Origin of the sequence: Microbacterium sp. SLBN-146, assembly GCF_006715145.1 — a bacterium.
Classification (GTDB): Bacteria; Actinomycetota; Actinomycetes; order Actinomycetales; family Microbacteriaceae; genus Microbacterium.
The window spans coordinates 263,670-288,739 of the sequence record NZ_VFMR01000001.1 but is presented as its reverse complement, the minus strand read 5'-3'; the positions used below and the strand labels follow the sequence as shown (position 1 = coordinate 288,739).

15 protein-coding genes are annotated in these 25,070 nt (G+C 68.7%); 11 read left to right on the top strand and 4 right to left on the bottom strand.

Features of this window, described 5'->3' with window-relative positions; all coding sequences use genetic code 11:
• The first annotated feature begins 2 nt into the window (after positions 1–2).
• Both FBY39_RS01105 and FBY39_RS01100 read left to right on the top strand, forming a co-directional pair.
• Positions 3–1,007 carry an ABC transporter permease gene (locus tag FBY39_RS01105; RefSeq protein ID WP_141929840.1) on the top strand — a complete coding sequence of 335 codons (1,005 nt, stop codon included), beginning with the start codon at positions 3–5 and terminating at the stop codon, positions 1,005–1,007.
• Complete coding sequence (locus tag FBY39_RS01100; protein WP_141929839.1) at positions 1,004–1,966, top strand: ABC transporter permease; 963 nt, start codon at positions 1,004–1,006, stop codon at positions 1,964–1,966. Before FBY39_RS01105 ends, FBY39_RS01100 begins: the two co-directional genes overlap by 4 nt.
• A gap of 398 nt (positions 1,967–2,364) precedes the next feature.
• Here the strand turns inward: FBY39_RS01100 and FBY39_RS01095 are convergent, their stop codons facing one another.
• Positions 2,365–4,068, bottom strand: a complete 1,704-nt coding sequence (locus FBY39_RS01095; RefSeq protein ID WP_141929838.1) for an ABC transporter ATP-binding protein — start codon at positions 4,066–4,068, stop codon at positions 2,365–2,367.
• A 414-nt stretch (positions 4,069–4,482) separates the two neighbouring features.
• On the opposite strand from FBY39_RS01095, the gene pxpA reads away from it, so the two are divergent.
• Together pxpA and FBY39_RS01085 are read left to right on the top strand one after the other, a co-directional pair.
• On the top strand, positions 4,483–5,238 hold the full coding sequence (pxpA, locus tag FBY39_RS01090; RefSeq protein WP_141929837.1) for a 5-oxoprolinase subunit PxpA: 756 nt from the start codon (positions 4,483–4,485) through the stop codon (positions 5,236–5,238).
• On the top strand, positions 5,232–6,782 hold the full coding sequence (locus tag FBY39_RS01085; protein WP_141929836.1) for a 5-oxoprolinase/urea amidolyase family protein: 1,551 nt from the start codon (positions 5,232–5,234) through the stop codon (positions 6,780–6,782). The genes pxpA and FBY39_RS01085 overlap by 7 nt, the downstream gene beginning before the upstream one ends.
• 3 nt (positions 6,783–6,785) lie before the next feature.
• Here FBY39_RS01085 and FBY39_RS01080 read toward each other — a convergent pair whose 3' ends face one another.
• Together FBY39_RS01080 and FBY39_RS01075 are read right to left on the bottom strand one after the other, a co-directional pair.
• Positions 6,786–9,401 carry a DUF4062 domain-containing protein gene (locus FBY39_RS01080; RefSeq protein WP_160132861.1) on the bottom strand — a complete coding sequence of 872 codons (2,616 nt, stop codon included), beginning with the start codon at positions 9,399–9,401 and terminating at the stop codon, positions 6,786–6,788.
• Between the two features lie 46 nt (positions 9,402–9,447).
• Positions 9,448–12,060: a DUF4062 domain-containing protein gene (locus FBY39_RS01075; protein ID WP_222115640.1), complete on the bottom strand. Its 2,613-nt coding sequence runs from the start codon at positions 12,058–12,060 to the stop codon at positions 9,448–9,450.
• 332 nt (positions 12,061–12,392) lie between these two features.
• On the opposite strand from FBY39_RS01075, the gene rpoB reads away from it, so the two are divergent.
• From rpoB to FBY39_RS01055, 4 genes are all read left to right on the top strand, one after another.
• Positions 12,393–15,890, top strand: coding sequence for a DNA-directed RNA polymerase subunit beta (gene rpoB / locus FBY39_RS01070; protein ID WP_141929833.1), 3,498 nt, complete (start codon positions 12,393–12,395; stop codon positions 15,888–15,890).
• A 41-nt stretch (positions 15,891–15,931) separates the two neighbouring features.
• The gene (gene rpoC / locus FBY39_RS01065) at positions 15,932–19,804 is read left to right on the top strand and encodes a DNA-directed RNA polymerase subunit beta' (protein WP_141929832.1); all 3,873 of its coding nucleotides are present in this window, start codon (positions 15,932–15,934) and stop codon (positions 19,802–19,804) included.
• Positions 19,805–20,015: 211 nt separating this feature from the next.
• On the top strand, positions 20,016–21,239 hold the full coding sequence (locus FBY39_RS01060) for an ATP-binding protein (RefSeq protein ID WP_141929831.1): 1,224 nt from the start codon (positions 20,016–20,018) through the stop codon (positions 21,237–21,239).
• 113 nt (positions 21,240–21,352) lie between these two features.
• Positions 21,353–21,973: a hypothetical protein gene (locus FBY39_RS01055; RefSeq protein WP_141929830.1), complete on the top strand. Its 621-nt coding sequence runs from the start codon at positions 21,353–21,355 to the stop codon at positions 21,971–21,973.
• 12 nt (positions 21,974–21,985) lie between these two features.
• On the opposite strand, the gene FBY39_RS01050 is transcribed toward FBY39_RS01055, so the two are convergent.
• Positions 21,986–22,597 carry a hypothetical protein gene (locus FBY39_RS01050; protein ID WP_141929829.1) on the bottom strand — a complete coding sequence of 204 codons (612 nt, stop codon included), beginning with the start codon at positions 22,595–22,597 and terminating at the stop codon, positions 21,986–21,988.
• 165 nt (positions 22,598–22,762) lie between these two features.
• Between FBY39_RS01050 and FBY39_RS01045 the strand changes: the two genes are divergently transcribed.
• Genes FBY39_RS01045 through FBY39_RS01035 form a run of 3 tightly spaced genes read left to right on the top strand, consistent with a single transcriptional unit; the run spans position 22,763 to position 24,957 of the window.
• Complete coding sequence (locus tag FBY39_RS01045; protein WP_141929828.1) at positions 22,763–23,746, top strand: ABC transporter; 984 nt, start codon at positions 22,763–22,765, stop codon at positions 23,744–23,746.
• Positions 23,747–24,250, top strand: coding sequence for a hypothetical protein (locus FBY39_RS01040; protein WP_141929827.1), 504 nt, complete (start codon positions 23,747–23,749; stop codon positions 24,248–24,250).
• Between the two features lie 53 nt (positions 24,251–24,303).
• Entirely contained in the window at positions 24,304–24,957 is a 654-nt protein-coding gene (locus FBY39_RS01035) for a spermidine/putrescine ABC transporter substrate-binding protein (RefSeq protein WP_141929826.1), read from the top strand.
• Positions 24,958–25,070: the final 113 nt, after the last annotated feature.

Below are 25,070 nucleotides of genomic sequence, written 5' to 3'. Positions count from 1 at the left end.
CCGTGCTACGCACTATCGGCAAGAGACTCCTCCTGCTCATACCGACCCTCATCGGCCTTTCGATCCTGCTGTTCCTGTGGGTGCGCGCTCTACCCGGCGGGCCCGCGGTCGCACTGCTCGGCGAGCGCGCGACGCCCGAAGCGATCGAGGAGATCAATCGCCTCTACGGCTTCGACCGTTCACCTCTCGAGCAGTACTTCATCTGGGCCGGGCGTCTGCTCTCGGGCGACTTCGGCCAGTCCATCCAGACGAGGGCACCCGTCATCGAAGAGTTCCTGCGCCGCTTTCCTGCGACGTTCGAGCTCTCGGTCTTCGCGATCGTCGTCGCCGTCGGCGTCGGTGTGCCCCTGGGGTACCTCGCGGCGCGGAAGCACGGCAAGGCGACCGACCACATCACCGTCGCGGCATCCCTTCTGGGAATCACGATCCCGGTCTTCTTCCTCGCGTTCATCCTCAAGTGGGTCTTCGCCGTCCAGCTCGGCTGGCTCCCGTCGGAAGGACGCCAGGACCCACGCATCGATGCGACGCACTACACGGGCTTCTACGTATTCGACGGCATCATCACAGGGGAGTGGGATGCCGCGTGGGATGCGTTCCTGCACTTGATCCTGCCGGGCCTCGCGCTCGCATCGATCCCTCTCGCGATCATCGTCCGCATCACTCGGGCGTCGGTGCTCGAGGTGCAGAATTCGGACTACGTCCGCACGGGTCTCGCGAAGGGTGTGTCGCGCGGCACGATCCGCCAGCGCTTCATCCTGCGAAACGCCCTCCTGCCGGTCGTCACGACGATCGGTCTGCAGGTCGGTCTGCTCATCTCCGGCGCGGTCCTCACCGAGACGGTCTTCGCCTATCCGGGTATCGGCTCGTTCCTCGCCCGGGCGATCTTCACGCGTGACTATCCCGTCCTGCAGGGCTTCATCATCTTCATCGCGATCGGATACGCCTTGATCAACCTGCTGGTGGATATCTCCTACAGCTTCATCGACCCGAGAGTGAGGGTCTCATGACCTCGGCGATGCTTCCCCCCGCGCCGGGCGGCGGCCCGGTCGACGACACGGCCGTCGACGACCGCGAACTGCTGGCGGCCAAGACCGGCGGCGGTGGCTTCTGGAGCGGCGTCTTCCGTCGCCTGCGTCGCAACCCCAGCGCATGGGTGGGTGCCGCGATCATCGCGCTGTTCCTGCTGATCGCCGCGCTCGCGCCGCTGCTGGCACCGTACGGTCCGACCGAGCTTCCGGGTCAGCGCTTCATCACGCCGACGCACATCCCCGGTCCGGGGGAGATCCCCGAGTTCCCGCTCGGACTCGACCGCTTCGGCGGCGACGTCCTCTCGAAGCTCATCTGGGGTGCGCAGGCGACGCTTCTCATCGGCGTTGTGTCGACCGCGATCGGACTCGTCGGCGGCATGATCCTCGGCTTCCTCTGCGGCATGTTCGGCGGCTGGGTCGACACGCTCATCATGCGGTTCGTCGACATCCTGCTCTCGATCCCGAGCCTCCTCCTCGCCGTGTCGATCGCGGCGATCCTGGGACAGAACCAGCTGTCCGTCATGATCGCGATCGGTGCCGTCCAGGTGCCGATCTTCGCGCGACTCCTGCGTGCGTCGATGCTGCAGCAGCGCAACGCCGACTACGTGCTCTCGGCGCAGACGCTCGGTCTCGGCCGCGGGACGATCACGATGAGCCACGTCCTGCCGAACTCGGTCGGACCCGTCATCGTGCAGGGAACGCTCTCGCTCGCGACGGCGGTCATCGAGGCCGCCGCGCTGTCGTACCTCGGGCTCGGTGGAAGCGTCCCGCAGACGGCGGAGTGGGGGCGCATGCTGACGTACGCGCAGCTCGAGCTCGCGATCGCCCCGTGGCTCGCCTTCCTTCCCGGCGCGTGCATCACGATCACGGCCCTGGGGTTCACGCTCTTCGGCGAGGCCCTTCGCGAAGCCATGGACCCCCGCACCCGCAAGCGGTAGCCCCGCGGCACGCGCGCCGTGCTCCGTGTCGGGGCATCCGGTCGCTCGACGCCGCCGAGACCGGGGATCCCGCCGAGACACAGTGGTACGTCACCCTGTCTCGGCGCGATGCCCGGGCTCGAGGTGCCTGCCGTGTGCCGTGTGCTGTGCGCCGTGCGCCGCGGCATCCGTGCGCGCTCTCGCCGCGGCATCCTTCCGCTCACTTGTCGCAAAGGGCGGCATCTAGCGCGCCGAGCCCACCATTCGCGACACGTGAACGGATGCCGGGGGCCGGGGGTCGCGCGCGGCGGTCGCCGACGTCCTCGAGACCGGGGTGCCCGCCGAGACCCAGCGGTATGCCACCCTGTCTCGGCGCAATCCTCGGTCTCGGCCGACCGAGCACCCGCCGCGGGCAGGGGTCAGACGGCGATGTCGAGCTCGTTGCCGGGGATCGAGGCGAGGAGCTTGCGCGTGTACGGGTCGCGCGGGTTCGTGAAGATCTCCTCGGAGGTCGCCGCCTCGACGAGCTTCCCGTCCTTCATGACGCAGACGTAGTCGCTGATGAGGCGCACGACGGCGAGGTCGTGCGAGATGAAGAGGTAGCTGAGGCCGTACTCGCCCTGCAGGTCGCGCAGCAGCGTGAGCACCTGGTCCTGGACGAGCACGTCGAGGGCCGAAACGGGCTCGTCGCACACGATGACCTCGGGCGAGAGCGCGAGCGCACGGGCGATCGCGACGCGCTGGCGCTGTCCTCCCGAAAGCTCCGACGGATACCGCGTGAGCATCGTCTGCGGCAGGGCGACGTCATCGAGGAGCTTTCGGACGCGTGCGCTCCGCTGCGCCGAAGTCCCGCGCTTGTAGAAGGTGAGGGGCTCCTCGATGATCCGCTCGATCGTGAACATGGGGTTCAGTGACGAGTACGGGTCCTGGAAGATCGGCTGCACCTTCTGGCGGAACTCCCGCAGCTGCGAGCCCTTGAGCCGCACGACGTCCTCGCCCTCGAAGCGGATGGAGCCACTCGTGGGCTCGATGACCTTGAGCAGCATCCGGGCCGTCGTCGTCTTGCCCGACCCCGACTCGCCCACGATCGCGACCGTCTCACCGCGCGGGATCGAGAGTGAGACGTCGTCGACGGCGACGAAGTCCTCCTTCTGGCCGCGCACGGGGAAGATCTTCGTGAGGTTCTCGATCACGACGACGTTGTCGACGGATGCCGCGGGCTCGGCCGCCTTCTCCTGCACAGGCACCGATGGAAGCGCGGCCTCCTTGTCGGAGCGCCGGAACGCTTCGGGGCGCAGCCGCACAGCAGCGACGGACGGCGCGGCCCTCACGAGCGCCTGCGTGTAGGGCTGTTGGGGGTCTTCGAGGATCTGGCGCGCCGGCCCCTGTTCGACGATGCGTCCGCGGTGCATGACGATGACGCGGGCGGCGCGCTCCGCGGCGAGGCCGAGGTCGTGCGTGATGAGCATGACGGCGGTGCCGAGCTCGCTCGTCATCCGCTCGAGCTGGTCGAGGATCGTCTTCTGCACCGTCACGTCGAGGGCGCTCGTGGGCTCGTCGGCGATGAGGAGTCGCGGATTGCAGGCGAGGCCGATGGCGATGAGCGCACGCTGGCGCATCCCGCCGGAGAACTCGTGAGGGTACTGCTTGGCCCGCTCCTCGGCGTTCGGGAGTCCCGCTGCCGCGAGCGTCTCGACGACGCGGCGGTCGACGTCCTTGCGGGTTGCGAGCCCGTGCGCGAGGAGCGTCTCGGCGATCTGCGTGCCGATCTTCGAGACGGGGTTGAGGTTCGACATGGGGTCCTGCGGCACGAGCCCGATGGACCGTCCCCGGATCGACCGCATGACGCTCTCGGGGGCTCCGACGAGGTCTTCGCCTTCGAAGAGGATGCTGCCGCGCGTGACGCGTCCGTTGCCGGGGAGCAGCCCGATCGTCGCCATCGCCGTCGTCGACTTGCCCGACCCGGACTCCCCGACGATCGCGAGCGTCTCGCCCGCGGCGAGGTCGAAGTCGACCGCCTCGACCGCGTGCACGGGGCCTTCGAGGGTCTGGAACTGGACGGCGACGTCGCGCACCTGCAGGAGGGGTGTTCCCGCGGCCGGACGTTCGGTGGAGTATGCCATTGCACCATCCTGCCCGTTTCGTCCCGCGAGCGCACTCGCTGCGTGCACCCTTTACGCATCCGTAACAGGTTCGCGCCCCGGCATCCCCCCATTCACTTGTCGCGAATGGTGGGATGCCGCGCCGGGACCCCGCCCTTTGAGACAAGTGAACGGAGACCCGTCCAGCTCACTTGTCGCGAATGGTGGGGTGCTGCGCCGGGACCTCGCCCTTTGGGACAAGTGAACGCCGGACGAGTGAGCGGGGACTCACCCAGCTCACTTGTCGCGAATGGTGGGATGCCGCGCCGGGACCCCGCCCTTTGCGACAAGTGAGCCCCGGACGAGTGAACCCCGGACGCGTGAACCCCGACGAGTGAACCACGACGAGCGAACGAGGCCGGCGCTGGCGAGACGCGGCGGCGCTACCGTGGAGGCGTGGCCTCGATCGATCTGAACGCCGACCTCGGCGAGACCGTCGACGGTGTGCCGACGGCCGATGACGATGCCATGTTCGCCGTCGTCTCCAGCGCGAACATCGCGTGCGGCGGACACGCGGGGGATGCCGCGTCCATGCGCGCCTCCGTCGAGCGCGCTGCCCGGACGGGCGTCGCCGTCGGTGCGCACCCGTCCTTCCCCGATCCGGCGAACTTCGGGCGCATCGACGTGCGGATGCCGTCCGGCGAGCTCGAGACCGAGGTCGCACGGCAGCTCGCGCGCCTCGTCGCGGCGGGCGCCGACATCCGCTACGTGAAGCCGCACGGTGCCCTCTACCATGCCGTGTCGCGGCGGATCGAGGATGCCGCGGCGGTCGCCTCCGCCGTCGCCGCGCTGTCCGAGCGGCTCGGGCGCGCTCTCCCGCTCCTGGGAATGGAGGGCCCGATCGAGGCGGCCGCGCGCGCGGCGGGACTCCCGTTCGTGCGAGAGGCGTTCCTCGATCGCGGATACCGTCCCGACGGGACTCTCGTGCCCCGCGGCGAACCCGGTGCCGTGCTCCAGGATCCGGATGCCGCGGCGGCGCGTGCGCTCGACCTCGCGCACCGCGGCACGCTCGTGACCGTCGAGGGGCGCGAGCTCGAGGTCGATGCCGTCTCGCTCTGCCTCCACGGCGATTCCCCTGCGGCCGTCGCGATGGCTTCCGCCGTCCGGGCGGCACTCGAGTCCGGAGGAGTGGCGGTGCGCGCGCCGTGGTGATCCGCCCGATGGGGGAGCGTGCGTTGCTCGTCGAGGTCGGTTCGCTCGACGAAGTGCTCGCCGTCCACGCCCGGCTCGAGACCTCCCGCCCCGAGGGCATCGTCGATCTCGTTCCGGCCGCACGCACGATCCTCGTCCGCGTCGATCCCGCCGTGCTGTCTCTCGCCGCGGCGCGCACGTGGGCGTCGGCACCCGGTGACGGCGACGGAGGCGATCGCAAGGCGAGCCGCCTCGTCGACCTCGCGATGACGTACGACGGGCCCGATCTGTACGAGACGGCCGAGCTCCTCGGCCTCGACGTCGACGAGCTCGTCCGCCGGCACGCGAATGCCGAGTGGACGGTCGCTTTCACGGGCTTCGCTCCGGGCTTCGGCTATCTCGTCAGCGCGGACTGGCCGTTCGACGTGCCACGGCTCGGTCAGCCGCGGACGCGCGTTCCCGTCGGCGCCGTCGGGTTGGCGGGGCCGTTCACGGGCGCCTATCCCCGGGCGACGCCCGGCGGCTGGCGGCTCATCGGCACGACCCCCGAGACGCTGTTCGATCCGGATGCCGCGGAGCCCGCCCTCCTCGTCCCGGGAACCCGCGTGCGGTTCCACCCCGTCCCCGGCCGAGCGACGGCCGCAGCGGCCCCGCGACCCCGCGAGGCCGCCCGACCTCGCGCCGACCGCGCCGAGGGATCCGGCATCCGCGTCACCGAACCCGGACTGCTCGCGACGGTGCAGGACCTCGGGCGCCCCGGCGTCGCGGCGCTCGGTGTCGCGGTCTCGGGCGCCTTCGATCGCCGCGCGCTCCGCACGGCGAACCGGCTCGTGGGCAATCCCGAGGATGCCGCGGGGGTCGAAGTCACGATGGGCGGCTTCCGAGCTGTCGCAGAGCGAGACGTGTGGTTCGCTGTGGCCGGGGCGTGGGGGCGGATCCTCCTCGATGGACACGACGTCGATCCCTATGCCGCCCACGTGTGGCCGGCGGGCGCGGAACTGCATCTCGACTGGTTCGCCCACGGTGCCCGCGCCTACCTCGCGCTGCGCGGGGGCGTCGAGGGGCGCACCGCTCTCGGGTCGCTCTCCGCCGACCTGCTCGCGGGCATCGGACCCGCGCCGCTGAGGCCGGGCGACGCCGTGCCGCTGGGCGGACCGCCCCGAGACCTCGTCCCCGTCGCCGACCTCGCGCCGTGGGGTGCTCCTCCGGACGACCTCGAACTCGATCTCGCTCCGGGGGCGCGGGCCGACTGGTTCGCGGCATCCGCTCTCTCGACGCTGTACGAGTCGACGTGGGTCGTCGGCTCGGCGGCCGACCGGGTGGGCGTGCGGCTCGAAGGGCCGGCGCTCGAACGCGTCCGCGAGGGCGAGCTCCCCAGCGAGGGAATGGTCGCGGGAGCTCTCCAGGTGCCACCCGACGGACGCCCGACGATCCTCGGCGTCGACGGCCCCGTGACGGGCGGCTACCCCGTCATCGCGGTCGTGACGGATGCCGCGCTCGACCTGCTCGCGCAGGCTCGGCCGGGCACGCGCATCCGCTTCCGGCACGCCCGCGTCGCGCTCTGACGCCTACGCCGACCGCAGCGCCCGTGCGGCATCGAGGGCGATGCGAGCGGCTTCCGCTGTGCCCATCTCGCGGCCCCGCGCCGTGTCGTCTTCGGCGGTCGTGACTGCTGCCGGTCCCGCTCCCTCGATCGCCTCCTGGAGGTAGCGGGTGTGGAAGATGAACGCAGGGACGTCGAAGACGGCCACCCTGCGCCGGATCGACTCGGCGGCACCCGTGAGGACGGCGGCCGTGCGGAGATCTCCGCGCACGGAAGCGATCGCGGAGATCCCCTCGAGCCCGTAGGCGACTCCCTCGTCATGCCGGAGCTGCAGTGACCCTCGAATCGCAGTGGAGAACAGATCGCAGGCCTCGTCGCACTGTCCGCGTGCGAGGAGGACGCGGGCGAGATGGTGCCTCGCGATCGTGCCGGTGAAGTCGTCGCCGCACGTTTGCGACGCTGCCGCAGCGTGGCGGAAGCACTCGGTCGCCGCCTCGAGGTCGTCCGTCAGAAGTGCGATGCGGCCCAAGGCGACCTGCGCGAGTGATTCGCCCCAGCCCGCGCCGAGGGAATTGAAGCGCTCCGCGCCTTCTCGGAGCCACCTGGTCGCCCAGGGGATGTCCGGGTCGGGCGTGACGGCTTCGGCCAAGCCCGCCGTCGCTGTCACCATCGCGACGCCGAGGGCGTCGTCCGCCTCCGCGAAGCCGTCGGCAGCGCGCAAGAGCACGGCCGCGAGGTCATGCGTCGGTTCCACCCAGACGTCGCGCCAGCCCACGAAGAAGACGGCGATCGAGCGCGACCGCGGCGACAGGCCATCCGGCGCCGCGAGGAGCCCCTCCAGCCACAGCGCGACTTCGGCGAGGTATCCACCGACCCACCAGTACAGGAAGAGCCGCCACGCCATGTCCGCGGCGGTGTCGTGCGCGCCCACGGATGCCAGGTGTCGCAGGGCGGCGCGGAGATTCCCCCGCTCGACGTTCAGTCGCGCGACGGCGGCGACACGCGCACTGAATCCGTCGAGACCATCGGAGGACGCCAGCGCCGAGAAGAGGGCGGCATGCGCGTCGCGCGCGGACCGCTCCTCGTCGTCGCGCTTCAGCAGCTCGACGCCGAACTCGCGGACCGTCACGAGCATCGAGAACACCACTTCGCCGTCGAGGTCCTCCTGCCGTAGGAGAGAGGAGTCTACGAGCCGCTCGATCCCGTCGAGGGTGTCGAGGTCCCAGGAGCGACGCGCGGCGAACTCCTCCACCGAGGAGAGCGTGAATCCCGGTGCGAACACCGCGAGATCGCGGAGCATCCGCCGGTCGGCTTCGTCGAGCAGGTTCATCGACCATTCGATCGTCGAGCGGAGGGTCCGTTGCCGGTCGGGCAGGTCGCGGGCGGAGGCGACGAGCAGCGGCAGCTGGTGCTCGAGTCGCTGCAGGATGTCGGCAGGGGTGAGCACCCGCAGCCGCGCTGCCGTCAGCTCGATCGACAGCGGGATGCCCTCGAGCGTGCGGCAGATCGCCACGACGTTTGCCGCATTGGCGTCGGTGACCTCGAAGTCGGGCTTGACGGCTCGCGCCCGGGCCGAGAGGAGCGCGACGGCGGGCGAGTCCAGTGCGCGCCGCACGGAGTCCGGGGCTGCCGGGTCGGCCGTCGCGAGCGGGGGAACGTCGAACACGCGCTCGCCACGGACCCGCAGCACCGTGCGGCTCGTGACGAGGAACACCGCTTCGGGCGCGAGGGAGTAGAGCGACACGAGGGTGGCGGCGGAGTCGACGAGCTGCTCGAAGTTGTCGAGGATGATGAGCACGCGGCGGCCCGCGAGCGCGATCCGCAGTCGTTCCTCCAGGGGGAGGTCGCCCGCGTCGCGCACGCCCAGGGCGTAGCCGATCGTGGGGAGCAGCAGCGCGGACTCGACCACGTTCTCCAACGGCACGAAGACCGATCCGCCGGGGAAGAGGTCGGCTGTCTCGCCGGCCACGGCGATCGCCAGGCGGCTCTTGCCGATTCCGCCCGGCCCCACGAGGGTCACGAGCCGGGAATCGGCCGCCGCGAGCATGTCGCGGACGTGTGCGATCGCGTCGTCTCGCCCGATGAGGGGAGTGAAAGGCGGGGGAGTCGTCGCGACCGGCGCCGTGATCACCGTAGCGGCGGTATCCTGCGCCGCGTCGAACCGCTCGGCGAGGAGGATCGCGAGGTCCGACATGACGAGTTCCTCGAGTTCGGCGGGGGTCTCGTACGTCTTGTACGACGCCGTGTCGTCGGCCTGGATGCGTGTGATGAGTTCGTCGAGCCGCGCGTCGCGGTCGACGCCCGACTTGATGTACATGAGGCGAGGCATCGAGCGGGGGGTCAGGCGGTACTCGTCTTCGAGTCCCGAGATGCTCTCCTGGGGAGCGACCCATCCGTAGCTGGCGCCGTAGATGCCGACGAACACGTCGCTCTGCTCGAGATACGAGCGGTACAGGTCGCGCGGCGGATGCGGACGGGCCCCGAGTTCGAACATCACGGGGGCCATCCTCAGCCGCTCGATCGCCCGCCGGACCGCGAGGCGCTCGTCGGCGAGCTCACGCAGCGTCGAACTCACGAAGACCCGGATGCGCTGATCCGGTGTCCGGATCGTGGCAGCCGTCAGCTTCACCCCCGTCGTCATGCCGCTCATCGTGAGGCCACGCCGCGCATCGCGTCAACCATCCCGATCACCAGTGGCGCACCAGGTCGGAGACGCGCGCGAATTCCTCGTCAGGAAGCGCCAGGCGGACGGCCTCCGCGATCGACAGGTCGGCGCCCGCCTCCTCGCCCGCCACGACGGTCGCGGCATCCCGACCGCGCAGGATCTCGAGATAGGGGGTGTGCACCGTGAACGCCTCGACGTCGAAGATCCCGATCCGCCTGCGGATGACGCCCGCCGCGACGGCGAGCGCGGCGGCGCGCCACGCCTCGCCCCGGGCAGCCGCGACGGCGCAGATGCCTTCGAGCCCGTAGGCGAGGCCCTCTTCGTAGTGCAGCCCGACCGAGATCAGGAGGGTCTCGACGAATTCGGTCTCGGCGAGATCGATGTGGCCGAGCTGGAAGTTGAGGCGCGAGCGCAGGTTGCCGGCGACGGATCGGGTGAAGAGGTCCTCGCGGGCCTCGGCGATCTCGGCCGCCCGATCGAAGTGCGCGAGCGCTTCGGCCGTCGAGTCGCGGAACCACGCCAGTCGACCGAGCGACACCTCGGTGATCGCCTCCGCCCATCCATTGCCCAATTCGCGCAGGCGGGTCACGGCGTCGCGCAGTTCGGCCTCGGCCTTCGCGGCATCCGGATCCTGCAACTGCACGCGCGCCGTCGCGCGGGCGGCGAGTGCCATGGCGGCCGCATCGGCGTCACCCGCCTCGGCGAAGAGTCGCACGCACTCTCCGAGTCCCGCGACGACCTGTTCGCTCGGCCGCTGCCACATCTCGCCCCACAGCGCGAGGAACCACGCGACGGCCCGCGTGTGCTGAGTGATGGGGTGGGAGTGCTGCTTCTCGAGGAGCTCGAGCATCCACAGGCGCACTTCGGCGAAGAAGCCCGAGATCCACCAGTAGATGAGGAGCCGCCACGCGAACTCGCCGGCGTCGTCGAGACGGTTCATGTAGACGAGATGCCGGACGGCCGCGCGGAGGTTCGGCAGTTCGAGGCCGAGCTGCAGGACGGCATCCGCCTGGCCCTTGCCGCCGAGGCCCGGGGCGAGGCGCAGCACGAGGTCGCGGTAGTAGTCGGCGTGGGCGGCGCGGGCGCGATCGGCGTCGCCACGCGCCTTGAGGCGTTCCAGGGCGTACTCGCGGACGACGGCGAGCAGCGAGAAGACCGAGCGGCGACCGAGCTCGGTCTGCTTCACGAGCGAACCGTCGACGAGGGCCGTGAGCGCATCGAGGGTATTGCCCTCCCACGAGCGCCCTTTCGCCAGGGCCTCCACGGCATCGAGGGTGAACCTCGTCGCGAAGACGCCGAGGTCTTCGAGCAGATCGCGCTGCACCTCGGGAAGAAGGCTCACGCTCCAGTCGATCGTCGCCCGCATCGTGCGGTGCCGCTCCGGCAGATCGCGCACGGATGCCGAGAGGAGCGGGAGGCTCTTGCTGAGCCGGTCGGCGATGCCTGCGGGGGCCAGGATCCTCACCTTGGCGGCGGCGAGTTCGATCGCGAGCGGCATGCCCTCCAGGCGTCGGCAGATGTCGGCGAGGTCCCGGGCATTGGCGGGGGTGACGTCGAAGTCGGGCTTGAGGGCTCGCGCGCGATCGACGAACAGCGCGACGGCGGGGGTGCGGGTGCCGCTGTCGAGGCTCGCAGCGCTCTCTCCGACGGGGGTCGCGAGGGACGGGACCTCGTAGACGCGCTCCCCGCGGATGTGCAGCACGATGCGGCTCGTCACGAGGAACATCGCCGTCGGCGCGACGGTGTAGAGGCGGACGAGGACGGGGGCTGCCGCCACGAGCTGCTCGAAGTTGTCGAGAACGATGAGCACGCGCCGATCGGCGAGCGCGAGCGCGATCCGCTCTTCCAGTGCAGCTTCGCCGTTGTCCCGTATCCCGAGCGCGAAAGAGAGGGTGGGAAGGAGGAGTCCCGGCTCGAGGACGCCTTCGAGCGGGACGAAGTACGTCCCGTCGGGAAAGAGGTCATCTGCGGCGAGGGCCGTCTCGATCGCCAGTCGGCTCTTGCCGATGCCACCGGGACCGATGAGGCTGACGACGCGATCGACGCCGCCCCCGAGCATCCCGCGCACGGCCGCGATGTCCTCGTCGCGCCCGATCGTGGTCGTGTACGGCACGGGGACCCGCGCGGCGAGCGGCGGCACGGCGACATCGGCGGCAGCGCCCGCGACGGTGCGGGCGTCGTCGAAGCGATCCGCGAGGAGCGTCGCGAGGTCGTTCGCCACCTGCTCTTCCAGGTCGTCCTCCGAGTGGAAGTGCAGATAGGCCGCCGTGTCGTCCCGCTGGATGCGGGCGATGAGCGCCGTGAGTCTGTCGTCGCGCTCCTTCGCACTCTTTACATAGATGAGCTTCGGCATCGTCGCGGGGGCGAGACGGTACTCGTCTTCGAGCCCGGAGATCTCCTCGCCCGGCGCCACCCACCCGTAGCTGCCTCCGTAGATGCCGACGAAGACGTCGCTCTGCTCGAGATACGAGCGGTAGAGGTCGCGCGGCGGATGCGGCCGCGCACCGAGCTCGAACATGACGGGTGCCATGCGCAGGCGCTCGACGGCGGCCCGAACGGCGCGCCGCTCAGCCGCGAGCTCATGCAGCGTCGAACTCACGAACACCCGGATCCGCTGGTCAGGCGTGCGAATCACGGGGCTGTGATCCCCAGTCATGTCCCACATCTTGGCCCGACACGCGCGAAGATTCCACGGGATGCCGCGGAATTCCCGTGCGAGTCTCGCGGTTATACCGCAGCGACACGGACTCGTCAAGAATCAGACTGGACACAGCGAGATTTACGACGTATAGTCGGTAGTTGCGCTTCGATTCCCCCTGCCTTCATATGGTGGTCGGCTGTGCCCGCGTGCCCCCCTGTCGCCCTTCGGTGCGATGCGGAGTGCGGCGCCGGACTTTCGGGGAAGTGGCGGAGCACTCCACCTGACGACAAGGAAACAGGCCCCTCGGGTCTACGGAGGTTATCCCCTTGGCTGCTGCGAGCAACGCATCCAACCACACCACCATGAAGAGCGGTCGCGGAGTATCCCGCCTCTCGTTCGCCAAGATCTCCGACACGCTCGAGGTTCCTGACCTCCTCGCGCTGCAGACGGAGTCCTTCGATTGGCTCGTCGGAAACGAGTCCTGGAAGGCTCGTGTCGCAGAGGCGAAGGCTCAGGGCCGCACCGACGTGCCCGAGATCAGCGGCCTCGAGGAGATCTTCGAGGAGATCTCCCCGATCGAAGACCTGAGCGAGACGATGCAACTCTCGTTCACGAACCCGTACCTCGAGCCTGAGAAGTACTCGATCGACGAGTGCAAGGAGCGCGGCAAGACCTACGCCGCCCCGCTCTACGTCGAGGCCGAGTTCATGAACCACCAGACCGGTGAGATCAAGACGCAGACGGTCTTCATGGGCGACTTCCCGCTCCAGACCGGCAAGGGCACGTTCATCATCAACGGCACCGAGCGTGTCGTCGTGTCGCAGCTCGTCCGTTCGCCCGGTGTCTACTTCGACAAGACCGCCGACAAGACCTCCGACAAGGACATCGTCTCGGCGCGCATCATCCCGAGCCGTGGCGCCTGGCTCGAGTTCGAGGTCGACAAGCGCGACCAGGTCGGCGTGCGCATCGACCGCAAGCGCAAGCAGTCGGTCACGGTCTTCCTCAAGGCCCTGGGCCTGACGAGCGAAGAGATCCTGAACGAGTTCGCCGGCTTCGACTCGATCGAAGAGACGCTGTCCAAGGACACGATCCTCTCGAAGGAAGACGCCCTCCGCGACATCTACCGCAAGCTGCGTCCGGGCGAGCAGGTCGCCGCTGAGGCCGCCCGCGCGCTGCTGGACAACTTCTACTTCAACCCGAAGCGCTACGACCTCGCGAAGGTCGGTCGGTACAAGATCAACCAGAAGCTCGGCCTGGACACCCCGCTGTCCGACTCCGTGCTGACGACCGCCGACATCGTCGCGACGATCAAGTACCTCGTGCGCCTGCACCGTGGTGACGACACGTTCGACGGCATCCGTGGCGGCAAGCCCGCCGAGATCCGCCTGGACACCGACGACATCGACAACTTCGGCAACCGCCGTATCCGCGCTGTCGGCGAGCTCATCCAGAACCAGGTCCGCACGGGTCTGTCGCGCATGGAGCGCGTCGTCCGCGAGCGCATGACGACGCAGGACATCGAGGCGATCACGCCCCAGACGCTCATCAACGTGCGTCCCGTGGTCGCGGCGATCAAGGAGTTCTTCGGAACGTCGCAGCTGTCGCAGTTCATGGACCAGAACAACCCGCTCGCGGGTCTGACCCACAAGCGCCGCCTGTCGGCGCTGGGCCCCGGTGGTCTTTCGCGTGAGCGTGCCGGCGTCGAGGTCCGCGACGTCCACCCGTCGCACTACGGCCGCATGTGCCCGATCGAGACGCCGGAAGGCCCGAACATCGGTCTGATCGGCTCGCTCGCGTCGTTCGCACGCATCAACGCCTTCGGTTTCATCGAGACGCCGTACCGCCGCGTCATCGACGGCAAGGTCAGCGAGACGATCGACTACCTCACGGCGTCGGAGGAGAGCGACCACATCGTCGCCCAGGCCGGTGTCGAGCTCCGTCCCGACGGCAGCTTCGCGCAGGAGCGCGTTCTCGCCCGCCGCGGTCAGGGTGGCGAGGTCGACCTCTTCCACGCCGACGAGATCGGCTACATGGACGTCTCGCCGCGCCAGATGGTCTCGGTCGCCACGTCGCTCATCCCGTTCCTCGAGCACGACGACGCGAACCGCGCCCTCATGGGTGCCAACATGCAGCGTCAGGCTGTTCCGCTCCTCCGCTCCGACTCGCCTGTCGTCGGAACCGGTATGGAGGGCTACGCCGCGATCGACGCTGGCGACGTCGTCACCGCCGAGAAGGCCGGTGTCGTCGTCGAGGTTTCGGCCGACGTCGTGACGGTCCAGCTCGACGAGGGCGGCACGCAGGAGTACTACCTCCGCAAGTTCGACCGCTCCAACCAGGGCACGAGCTACAACCAGCGCGTCATCGTCTCGGCGGGCGACCGCATCGAGAAGGGCGAGGTCATCGCCGACGGACCGGCGACGGAGAACGGCGAGCTCGCGCTCGGCAAGAACCTCCTCGTCGCGTTCATGACGTGGGAGGGCCACAACTTCGAGGACGCGATCATCCTCAGCCAGGACCTCGTGAAGGACGACACCCTCTCCTCGATCCACATCGAGGAGTACGAGGTGGATGCCCGTGACACGAAGCTCGGCAAGGAGGAGATCACGCGCGATCTCCCCAACGTCAGCCCCGACCTGCTGAAGGACCTCGACGAGCGCGGCATCATCCGCATCGGTGCCGAGGTGCGCCCCGGCGACATCCTCGTCGGCAAGGTCACGCCGAAGGGCGAGACCGAGCTGTCGGCCGAGGAGCGCCTGCTCCGCGCGATCTTCAACGAGAAGAGCCGCGAAGTGCGCGACACGTCGCTCAAGGTTCCCCACGGTGAGCAGGGCACGATCATCGCCGTCAAGGAGTTCAACGCCGAGGACGGCGACGACGAGCTCGGCTCGGGCGTCAACCGCCGCGTCGTGGTCTACATCGCCCAGAAGCGCAAGATCACCGAGGGTGACAAGCTCGCCGGCCGTCACGGCAACAAGGGCGTCATCGCGAAGATCCTCCCCGTCGAGGACATGCCGTTCCTCGCGGACGGCACGCCCGTCCAGGTGATCCTCAACCCGCTCGGCATCCCCGGTCGAATGAACTTCGGACAGGTGCTCGAACTCCACCTCGGCTGGATCTCCCAGCAGGGCTGGAAGGTCGAGGGCAACCCCGAGTGGGCCGCGAGCCTGCCCGAGGCGGCGCGTGAAGCGGCACCCGGCACGAAGGTCGCCACCCCCGTGTTCGACGGTGCGTTCGAGGACGAGATCGCTGGTCTCCTCGACTCGACGCTGCCGACGCGCGACGGTGAGCGACTCATCGACCGCACGGGCAAGACGCTCCTGTTCGACGGACGCTCCGGCGAGCCCTTCCCGGCTCCCATCTCGGTCGGCTACATGTACATCCTGAAGCTGCACCACCTCGTGGACGACAAGATCCACGCACGGTCGACGGGCCCGTACTCGATGATCACCCAGCAGCCGCTCGGTGGTAAGGCGCAGTTCGGTGGCCAGCGATTCGGTGAGATGGAGGTGTGGGCCCTCGAGGCCTACGGTGCCGCCTACGCGCTGCAGGAGCTCCTCACGATCAAGTCCGACGACATCCTCGGCCGCGTCAAGGTGTACGAGGCGATCGTCAAGGGCGAGAACATCCAGGAGCCCGGCATCCCCGAGTCGTTCAAGGTCCTCATGAAGGAGATGCAGTCGCTCTGCCTGAACGTCGAGGTTCTCTCGGCCGACGGCACCGCGGTCAACCTCCGCGACACCGATGATGACGCCTTCCGCGCAGCGGAAGAGCTCGGCATCAACATCTCCAGCCGATTCGAGTCCTCGTCCATCGACGAGATCTGACTCCGGCCACTCAGCGACAGAATTCCGACACAGGAGAATCAGTGCTCGAATCAACCACGTTCGACCAGCTTCGCATCGGTCTCGCCACCGCCGACGACATCCGTCGTTGGTCGTATGGCGAGGTCAAGAAGCCCGAGACCATCAACTACCGCACGCTCAAGCCTGAGAAGGACGGTCTCTTCGGAGAGCAGATCTTCGGGCCCTCCCGTGACTGGGAGTGCGCTTGCGGCAAGTACAAGCGCGTCCGCTTCAAGGGCATCGTGTGCGAGCGCTGCGGCGTGGAGGTCACCAAGTCCTCCGTCCGTCGTGAGCGCATGGGCCACATCGAGCTCGCCGCCCCCGTCACCCACATCTGGTACTTCAAGGGCGTTCCCTCGCGCCTCGGATACCTGCTCGACATGGCGCCGAAGGACCTCGAGAAGGTCATCTACTTCGCCGCGTACATGGTGATCTCCGTCGACGAGGATGCGCGTCACCGCGACCTCGCGACGCAGGAGAACAACATCCGTCTCGAGATCAAGACGATCGGCGACCGCCGCGACGCGCGCATCGCAGCTCGCCTCCAGAAGCTGGAGGAGGAGCTCGCCGCGCTCGAGGAGGAGGGTGCCAAGGCCGACCAGAAGAAGAAGGTCAAGGACGCCGCCGAGAAGGAGATGGCCCAGGCGCGCAAGAGCGCTGACGACCAGATCGCCAAGCTCGAGCGCGTGTGGGAAGACTTCCGCACCCTCGAGGTCGGCTCGCTCAAGGGCGAGGACGAGATCTTCCACGAGCTCCAGGACCGCTTCGGTCAGTACTTCGAGGCCTACATGGGCGCCGAGTCGATCAAGCGTCGCCTCGAGGCGTTCGACCTCGCAGCCGAGTCCGAGAACCTGCACCTGCAGATCTCCGAGGGCAAGGGTCAGCGCAAGATCCGCGCGATCAAGCGCCTCAAGGTCGTCAACTCGTTCCTGCAGACCGGGATGTCTCCCGCGTCGATGGTGCTCGACGTCGTTCCGGTGATCCCGCCGGAGCTTCGCCCGATGGTCCAGCTCGACGGTGGCCGCTTCGCGACCTCCGACCTCAACGACCTGTACCGCCGCGTCATCAACCGCAACAACCGTCTTCGTCGTCTGATCGACCTCGGTGCTCCCGAGATCATCGTCAACAACGAGAAGCGGATGCTGCAGGAGGCCGTTGACGCACTGTTCGACAACGGCCGTCGTGGTCGCCCCGTCACCGGCACCGGCAACCGTGCCCTCAAGTCCCTGAGCGACATGCTCAAGGGAAAGCAGGGTCGTTTCCGCCAGAACCTGCTCGGCAAGCGCGTGGACTACTCGGGTCGTTCGGTCATCATCGTCGGACCCCAGCTCAAGCTCCACCAGTGTGGTCTGCCCAAGCAGATGGCTCTCGAGCTGTTCAAGCCGTTCGTCATCAAGCGCCTGATCGACCTCGGTCACTCGCAGAACATCAAGGCGGCCAAGCGCGCCGTCGAGCGCACGCGTCCCGAGGTCTGGGACGTGCTCGAGGAGATCATCCGCGAGCGTCCCGTGCTGCTCAACCGCGCGCCTACGCTTCACCGTCTCGGCATCCAGGCCTTCGAGCCTCAGCTCGTCGAGGGCAAGGCGATCCAGCTGCACCCGCTCGTCTGCGCCGCGTTCAACGCGGACTTCGACGGTGACCAGATGGCCGTCCACCTGCCGCTCTCGGTCGAGGCCCAGGCCGAGGCTCGCATCCTGATGCTCGCCTCGAACAACATCCTGAAGCCGTCCGACGGACGCCCCGTGACCCTGCCGTCGCAGGACATGATCATCGGCCTCCACCACCTGACCACGGTCAAGGCGGGGGCTGCCGGTGAGGGCCGCGTCTTCGGTTCCGTCGGCGAGGCGATCCTCGCGAAGGACGAGGGAACCCTCGACCTGCAGGCGAAGGTCCGCATCCGCGTTCCGGGTCTCAGCTTCCTCGAGGGCGATGCCCCCGAGGGCTACGAGCGCCACGGTCTCGTCGACGCGTCGCTCGGTCAGGCGATCTTCAACGACACGCTCCCCAAGGGCTACCCGTTCGTTCGCGAGCAGGCAGACAAGGGCAAGCTGTCGCAGATCGTCAACAAGCTGGCCGAGGAGTACCCGAAGGTCGAGGTCGCTGCGTCGCTCGACCGCATCAAGGACGCCGGCTTCTACTGGGCCACGCGCTCGGGTGTGACGGTCGCGCTCTCCGACATCCTCACGCCCCCCAACAAGGGCGAGATCGTCGCGAAGCACGAGAAGGCCGCCGCGAAGGCTCAGGCACAGTTCGAGAAGGGCCTCACGACCGACGCCGAGCGTCGTCAGGAGCTCATCAAGATCTGGACCGAGGCGACCGATGAGGTCCAGAAGGCCATGCGCGACAACTTCCCGGAGGACAACACCATCAACCGCATGGTGTCGTCGGGTGCACGTGGTAACTGGCTGCAGATCCGCAACATCGCGGGTATGCGTGGCCTCGTGAACAACCCCAAGGGTGAGATCATCCCGCGTCCGATCATCTCCTCGTACCGCGAGGGTCTGTCGGTGGCGGAGTACTTCATCGCGACGCACGGTGCCCGTAAGGGTCTGGCCGACACGGCTCTCCGTACGGCCGACTCGGGCTACCTCACGCGTCGTCTCGTGGACGTCTCGCAGGATGTCATCATCCGCGAAGAGGACTGCGGCACGACGAAGGGTCTCGAGTTCACCATCGCGGCTCCCGGAACGGACGGCACGCTCGTCAAGGACGCCAACGTCGAGAACTCGGTGTTCGCGCGTACCCTCGCCGAGCAGGTCGTCTCGCCCTCGGGTGAAGTCCTGGCGGATGCCGGTGACGACGTCGGCGACGTGCTCATCAACCGTCTCGTGGAGTCGGGTGTCGAGACGATCAAGGTGCGTTCGGTCCTCACGTGCGATTCCGCCGTGGGTGTCTGCGCGCAGTGTTACGGCCGCTCGCTCGCGACCGGAAAGATCGTCGACATCGGAGAGGCCGTCGGCATCATCGCGGCCCAGTCCATCGGTGAGCCGGGAACCCAGCTCACGATGCGTACCTTCCACACGGGTGGTTCGGCATCGGCGGACGACATCACGCAGGGTCTTCCCCGTGTGCAGGAGCTCTTCGAGGCCCGTACCCCCAAGGGTGCATCGCCGATCGCCGAGGCCGATGGCCGCATCACGATCGACGAGACGGACCGCTCCAAGAAGCTCATCCTGACGCCCGACAACGGCGACGAGCCGCACGTGTACCCCGTGCTCAAGCGTGCGACCCTCCTCGTCGAGGACGGTCAGCGCGTGACGGTCGGACAGCAGCTCCAGGTCGGAACGCTCGACCCCAAGGAGGTCATGCGCGTGCAGGGTGCCCGCGAGGTGCAGAAGTACCTCGTCGGCGGCGTGCAGGGCGTGTACCGCTCGCAGGGTGTGCCGATCCACGACAAGCACATCGAGGTCATCGTCCGTCAGATGCTGCGGAAGGTCACGGTCGTCGACCACGGTGACACGACGCTGCTCCCGGGTGAGCTGGTCGACTTCAAGAAGTACCAGTCGATCAACCGCGAGGCCGTCGTCGAGGGCAAGCGCCCCGCGTCGGGTCGTCCCGAGCTGATGGGTATCACGAAGGCGTCGCTTGCGACCGAGTCGTGGCTGTCGGCCGCGTCGTTCCAGGAGACCACCCGCGTCCTGACGCAGGCGGCCATGGAGGGCAAGAGCGACCCGCTCGTCGGCCTCAAGGAGAACGTCATCATCGGAAAGCTCATCCCCGCCGGAACGGGACTTGCGAAGTACCGCAACGTCACGGTCGAGGCGACGGAAGAGGCCAAGAGCGAGCGGTACCCCAACCGCATCTTCGCCTCGGACGGTGCGTTCTCGGACGCCGACCTGAGCTACGTCGACTTCGACAGCTTCTCCACCGACGGCGACTTCACGTCCTACAACTAGACGCGACTCGGGTCAATGCGCGCGTAGCGCGCGTTGACGCGAGTCGGGTCTAGATCGAGTAGCCCGCGCAGCGGGCGTACCGAGATCTCCGCCCGATTCGCACCCCGATCCGATCACGACCGAAGGCCCCCGGCATCTGCTCGGGGGCCTTCGGCGTTCCGGGAAGCTGATAACTTTATCGACACTCCGATCCATTGATAAAGTTATCGAAATGCGCACCGCCCTCAACTCTCCCTTCAGCCCCGGGTCGGACACGGTGCCCGAGGTGTGGGCCGGTCGCACCGAGCAGCTCGGCGACTGGCGCGATGTGGTGCGCCCGAGGCGCATCGCCGGTCTCCCCGAACGAGGCAGGACCGTTCTCGGTGAAGCGGGCCTCGGGAAGTCCACCCTGGTGCGCCGCATCGCGCGCGAAGCGGCGAAAGCGGGGGACTGGGTCACCCCGCAGCTACGGATTCCCTCGGGGGCCGACCCGTTGAAGCTGGTCGCGGCCGCCATCCTCACGCTCGCCAGCGCAGCGGGCCTGAGCACGTCGCGCGAGGAGAAGATCAAGGACGCCCTCGAGCGCGTCCAGGCGGTGGCGGCATCCGGAATCTCGTTGACCCTGCGACAGCAGGCCGGACCCGAGCCGTACACCGTGCTCACCGAGCTTCTCATCGAGGTAGGCCGCGCCGCCCTCAAGAGGGGCAACGTCGTTCTGATTCACATCGACGAAATGCAGAACATCACCAACGACGACGCGCTCTCGCAGCTGCTCATCGCGCTGGGCGACGCTCTCGTCTACGAGGAGCTCGTGACTGCTCCGGGCGGCGTGCAGGTCGCTCGTGCGCTGCCGATCGCCGTGTATCTGACGGGCCTGCCAGAGTTTGCGGACATGACCGGAGGGCGCACCGGAGCGACCTTCGCGAGACGCTTCCGGACGACCACACTTGAGGCGCTCGACGACGGGGATCTCGCCTCGGCGCTGCGGCCGTTCCTGATCGATGGATGGGAGGTCCCCGACGGCGACGGCGGGATGAGCCGGGTGTTCATGACCCCCGATGCGGTCGACAGGATCATCGAGCTGTGCTGCGGCGAGCCGTTCCTGTTCCAGCTCGCCGGCGAACGTGCCTGGTATGCCGCGAGCACCAACATCATCACTCTGGATCACGTCGAGGCGGGCTGGAAATCGGCGCGTGCAGAAGCCGAAACGCACGTCCAGCGGATTCTCCAGCGGCTTCCGGATCGGGAGCGCCAGTTCGTCGAGGCCATGGCAGGTCTTTCCCCAGACGAGCGCACACTCAGTCGGATCGCGAAAGAGCTGGGCTTGAAGAGAGCATCCGACGCCGGCCCGACGTCTCAGCGCCTCGACACCGTCCGTGGCATCATCAGCCGCGGCACGCAGTACCGCTTCCGCCACCGCGCCGCCGAGGCCTACCTCACGGGCGACTGGCCGTAAGTTGCGGGGGGCGCGCTCCCGACGAATACGGAGGATCCCCGCGCACCACGGCGTTCCCCGCGTGCCGGTAGGGTTCGCGAGGAGGACATGTCTAGCGTGGACGAGGGGAGGTCATGATGGCGCGTATCGCCGGGCGGAGCCTGTGGCTCGCGATCCCTGTCGGCATCCTTTCCGTCGCCGTCGTCGGAGCCCTCGTGTGGCTCGCGGTGCCTATGATCCCCGTCGCCGTCGCGTGGGTCGGCGACAGTCTGCGGGCGACCGCCGTCGCTGCCGATGAAGCCGCCGACGAGCCGAGCCCGGCCGAGGTCCTCGCCGTCGACGGCACTCTCGACTGCCGCGACCTCTACCCCGACCAGTTGTGGGCCGAGCTCATTTGGCACGGTGACGTCCTGCTGTCGCAAGGGACGACGCGCCCGACCATCGCTGCCCCCGAGCTGCTCGATGCGCTCGCGCCGACGGTCCGGCTGAGCTGCTCCTGGGCGCTGGGATCCGGTGGATCGATCAGCTCGGCCCTCATGAGCGTCGCGGCCGACTCCGGGCCGATCGTCGAGGCATCCCTCGCGGCGCAGGGATTCTCCTGCACGAACGACGATGCCGGGCTCACGTGCACGCGCTCCCGCGGCAGCGACACCGAGTCGCACGTCCTTCGGGACGGTCTCTGGCTCTCGAACGTCGCGACCGGCTGGTCACCCGACGACTACAGCGGCCGGCTCACGACCTTCATCTGGCCCTGACCGCGCCCAGGGTCAGGAACCGAACAGCTTCCCGACGATCGCGTCGGTGTACCCGGCCGGCGCGAGGTTCGAGTACTGCGTGTCGATGAGGATGTCGTCGCGCCAGAACAGCGTGCGTCCGTCGGTCACGGGATAGGTCTCGTTCTGCCACGTCTTCTCGCACCGCGTGCCGTCGTCGGGGGTGTAGCACGTGAAGCCCTCGTCGTCGGCGAGAGTGTTCAACATGTCCAGGGCCGGACCGCGGAGCATCCGCGAAATCGTCGTGACGAGCCCTGTCGTGTCGGTCTGCGGATCACGCCAGACGCAGATGAGCGTCCCGCCCGGTTGCACGCCGTTGGGTGCGAATGCGGGGTCGTTGAGCGGGGTGTCGCCGAGCTCGGCGAGCACGGCCTCGCTCAGAATCTCGCGGCAGTCCGTCGGAAGCTCGGCGGAGGTCGTGGTCGCGGATGGCGAAGCGGATGCCGTCGGGTCGGGCGTCCTCGTCGCCGTCGATCCCGAGATCGTCCAGCCCGAGGTCTCTGCCGTTCCCGGCTCCCCGGCGCAGGCTGTCAGTCCGCCCGCGAGCATCAGCGCGACGGAGGCGAGGGCGACGGTGCGGGCCCGGCGTGCCAAGAGGGAGGCCATGGGCACGAAGATATCTCGCAGGCCGCGACGTGCGAGGCCGCCACGCCCGCGAGAACTCCGGACGGACACCGCGCCGCGCGATCGCGGCACGCCTGCGGGGCTGCGAGGCATCGAGGGGTTAGCCTCGCCCTGCGGATATCCACAACACCGTGAGGAGTGCCTCCGATGAGTGACCCCAAGTCTTCATACGGCGATCCCGTCGACGAGCCGACCCATGTCGACGATGTCGTCGTGCGTGCCCAAGAGGGCCTCGCGGATGCCGAGGCAGCCGGACGAGAAGCGACCGACCGCCCCGTCGAGTCCGAGCCCGTCGTCTCCGAGACCGTCGTGTCCGAGACCGTCGTGACCGAGCCCGCCACACCCGCCGACGAGGCGCCGTCCGCCGCGAACGAGTGGGCCGCCGAGCCTCCCTCGTGGGCCGTCGACGCTCCTCTCGAGGACGAGCCGACCCGCGTCGAAGAGACTGTCGTCGTGGAGCAGGAGACGACAGCCTACGACGCTCCGACCACCGCCTACGAACCTGCCGCTGTTGCGGGCGGTGCGGCCGTCGCCGGTGCCGCGGCAGCGCCCGTCGTCGCTCCCCAGCCGATCTTCGTGCAGGCTCCCGAAGCGCCCCGGCCCCGCGGCAACCGCGCCGCGGCCGGTGCCATCGGCGTCCTCGCCGCACTGAGCTTCGCGATCCTTTACCTCGGTGCGTGGCTGGGCTTCGGTGCCATCGCGGGCGACGTGACGCTCGAGACCGTCGGGACGGATGCGCTCGCCGCCCTCACGACGTGGTCGCTGTGGGTGCCGACCGTCGTCTTCTTCCTCGCCTTCTGGTTCCTCGGCGCGATCATCAACCGCGGTCGCTGGGGTGTCTGGGTCGTGACGGGCCTTCTCGTCGGCATCGCCGCGTACGCCGGACATCTCCTCGGCGCACTGTTCCAGGCGCCGTTCTGGCTGCTGACCGCCCGCGAGGGCGCGGAGCTCGTCGAGGGCCAGCTGCTCGCACCGCTCGCGATCGCCGCCTTCGTCTTCGGGCGCGAGCTCACGATCTGGTTCGGTGCGTGGGTCGCGGCCCGCGGCAAGCGCGTCACCGAGCTGAATGCCGAGGCGCAGCGCGAGTACGAGCGGACGCTCGAGGCCGGGCCGCAGCTCGTCCGTGCGTAGATGACACCGCCACCCCGCGGCGACGCGTCCGACGGCTCCTCGTCGGGCGGGGCCGTCGGCCCGGGGCTCGCGGTCGTCTTCGCGACGACGGCCTTCGTCACGCTCGTCATCTTCGGATGGGGGATGCTCTCCCTCGTGCTCGGCGAGGATGTCATCGAAACCCGCGGTCTGGGACCCGTCCCCGGGGTTGCCGCGATGGTGCTGAGCCTCGCCGTCTTCGCGTTCTCCCTGCTCGGCGTCGTGCGGCAGCCGCATCCGTCGTTCTGGAATGCCGCGTGGGTCGCGATCTCGGCGGCGTTCGCCGCCATCGTCGGCGCAGGTGTCGGCGGCGTCTTCAGCGGGGCGGGCCTCGGGGTCGCGATGGGCGTCTCGATACGCTTCGCGACATCCTGGGTCGGGCTCGTCGTCGTCACCGCCGGCGCGATCTGCGCGTGGGGCGGAATCGCCCTCGTGCGCACGCGTTCACGGCGCCCGCAGTGGCCGTGGGAAGAGGACGAGGACTGACTCCGTCCGCGCCGTACTGCGGGTCGGCGGCCCTGAGGGGCTAGCGTTGAGCCGTGGAGCGGTCGCTCGAGACGCAGGTCAGCCAGGCGGTGGACGCCTGGCTCGCGTGGCTTCCCCGCTGGGAGCCCGCGACGCACCGCGGCCGCGTGGCCCCGTGCCGGAGGTGCTTCGGCTCTCCCATCCTGTCGGCGGCCGGCTTGGGCGCCGATGTGCCCCACGGTGTGCAGCACGGGCTTTCGACCCGCATGAAGTCGATCGTCGATCATGCGGTCACCACGTACACGGCGCTCAACCTCCCGATGCTGCAGGCCGAGCTCGACCAGCAGGCCGCGCGGAATCGCGCACGCAGCTATCGGCCGAGCGAAGGACTCCCGCCCGAGTTCGACGGCTTGCCGCTCGACCCGGATCCCGTCCCCGGCTCCCCCTTCCTCTTCACGATCGCGGGTCTCGCACAAGAAGCGGACAAGGGAGTTCCCGACCTTCCGCCGCTGTCGGACGAAGCGAAAGCTGCGCTCCGACAAGAGGTGGGGCTGGCCGACGACTACGCCAACATGGTGGGCCGCGAGGTCTGCACGGTGCTCCTCCACCATCGCCTGCGCATCCAGGCTGCCGTCACGGAGTATGTCGAGCCCCAGATCGCCGCGATGCTCGAGGAACTGTCGCGTTCGCTCGACGCCCCCTTCGATCCGGGTGACGCCTCGACCTGAGCCGCGGCGCGCCCAGGTTCTCCACAGTCGTCATCCAGTGTCCCGCGGGGGGCTTTGTTAGAGTTTCCTCACTCACGCACGTGTCGCGCGCGCAGCCGCGCTCGGGAAGCACG